Here is a 1,042-nt window from a genome sequence, read left to right as displayed (position 1 = left end):
CGCCGTCGATCTCCTTCGGATTGACGAAATGCGTCATGCCGAAGCGCTCGCCCCAGGCTCGTCTGTCGTTGTTGAGATCGACGCCGATGATCATGTCGGCGCCGGCAAGTTTCAGGCCCTGGATGACGTTGAGCCCGATGCCGCCGAGGCCGAAGACCACCGCGGTCGCGCCTTGCTCGACCTTGGCGGTGTTGATCACCGCGCCCACGCCGGTGGTCACCCCGCAGCCGATGTAGCAGATCTTGTCGAAGGGCGCGTCGGGATTGACTTTGGCCACGGCGATCTCCGGCAGCACCGTAAAGTTGGAGAAGGTCGAGCAGCCCATATAGTGAAACAGTTTTTCGCCCCCGATCGAGAAGCGCGAGGTGCCGTCCGGCATCAGGCCTTGCCCCTGCGTGGCGCGGATGGCGGTGCACAGATTGGTCTTGCGCGACAAACACGACGGGCACTGCCGGCATTCGGGCGTATAGAGCGGGATCACATGGTCGCCCTTTTTGACCGAGGTGACGCCCTTGCCGACATCGACTACCACGCCGGCGCCCTCATGGCCGAGAATGGCGGGAAACAGGCCCTCGGGATCGGCACCCGACAGCGTGAACTCGTCGGTGTGGCAGATGCCGGTCGCCTTGATCTCGACCAGCACCTCGCCCTCGCGCGGGCCGTCGAGGTCGACCTCCATGATCTCAAGCGGCTTTCCGGCGGCAACGGCAACAGCGGCGCGGGTTTTCATCTGGCAATCCTCCAACGCGATTTTGCGCTCAGGCTTTCAGGTTTTGGCCTGCTCATCAACCGCCAGATGAGACGAAATATCGGCTTTCTTGACGCAGGTAGCACACCCTTGACCGCAGGCGTTCGCGCCACGCACACGGTACTTGAGACATGGCGACATAATCCATAGAACTGGACCGTCCGCCGGAGGGGAATTTGCCCGCATGTTCACCAAAATCCTGATCGCCAACCGTGGCGAGATAGCCTGCCGCGTCATCAAGACCGCGCGCAAGATGGGCATCGCCACGGTCGCTGTCTATTCCGACGCCGATCG

General features: G+C 62.4%; 2 protein-coding genes. One reads left to right on the top strand and one right to left on the bottom strand.

All coding sequences use genetic code 11. From position 1 onward, the window contains the following. A partial coding sequence (locus FJ980_RS34130; protein ID WP_181181432.1) for an alcohol dehydrogenase catalytic domain-containing protein occupies positions 1–730 on the bottom strand: 730 nt, incomplete at its 3' end. Between the two features lie 202 nt (positions 731–932). On the opposite strand from FJ980_RS34130, the gene FJ980_RS34125 reads away from it, so the two are divergent. Further along, the coding region (locus tag FJ980_RS34125; protein WP_140547726.1) for a biotin carboxylase N-terminal domain-containing protein at positions 933–1,042 on the top strand (110 nt) is incomplete at its 3' end.

The organism is Mesorhizobium sp. B1-1-5 (assembly GCF_006443065.1).
Lineage (GTDB): Bacteria > Pseudomonadota > Alphaproteobacteria > Rhizobiales > Rhizobiaceae > Mesorhizobium.
Note: the sequence above shows the minus strand (reverse complement) of the source record. Positions and strands in the feature narration are given on the sequence as shown.